The 631-nt window shown below is 60.4% G+C and carries 1 protein-coding gene; it reads left to right on the forward strand.

Annotated features, from left to right (window positions below; all coding sequences use genetic code 11):
• A partial coding sequence (locus D5269_RS18140) for a DUF6674 family protein (protein ID WP_199735802.1) occupies positions 1-631 on the forward strand: 631 nt, incomplete at both ends.

Here is a 631-nt window from a genome sequence, read left to right on the forward strand (position 1 = left end):
ATTATGGAGCAGTTTTTGAAGCTGCTTTCGGAAAACGGGCGGGCGGGACAGTCAGAGGATTTGTCCCGCCTGCTGTTCTATATGGACGGCATGAACCGCCAGCTTGACGCGGTGCGCCAGGAATTGCAGACCGTCAGGGTACAGCTTGCACAGGCCCAGGACACGCCGCAGAAAACCGTCTTGCAGGGCATGGTGGACGGGCTGCAAAACAAAGTCCGGCAGGCGCAGGAAAAGCTGGACGGCCTGCGGGAGAAAATCATGCAGTGCGCCGCCAATGCGGTAGAGGGTTTCAAGCGTGTGGGCGTGACTGCGCTGGATAAGGCGGTTTCCGCTATGGGCATCCACAAGACGCTGGAAGCGGTTCAGCAGAATATCAGCGGTTCCCTGGCCGATGCCAGAAAGAGCATTGAGAAAATAGAAACCCTTGGCCACGAACTCCGCAGCGTGGGCGGGCATCTGAAAAACGCCGGACGCGCCGTGACCGGCAGGGAAACCCAGGCCGTGGACGGCGGGCAGGAGGGGCGCTTCCAGGCTGCTGTCCTTGCCCCCATGCGGACAGTCCACAAGATGCTCTCCACCATGAACAATGCCACCCTTGCGGCAATCGGCAGCGTGGAACGGCTGGAAACGG

It is taken from the genome of Anaerotruncus sp. 1XD42-93, assembly GCF_009917605.1.
In the GTDB taxonomy this organism is placed as follows: Bacteria; Bacillota; Clostridia; order Oscillospirales; family Ruminococcaceae; genus Anaerotruncus.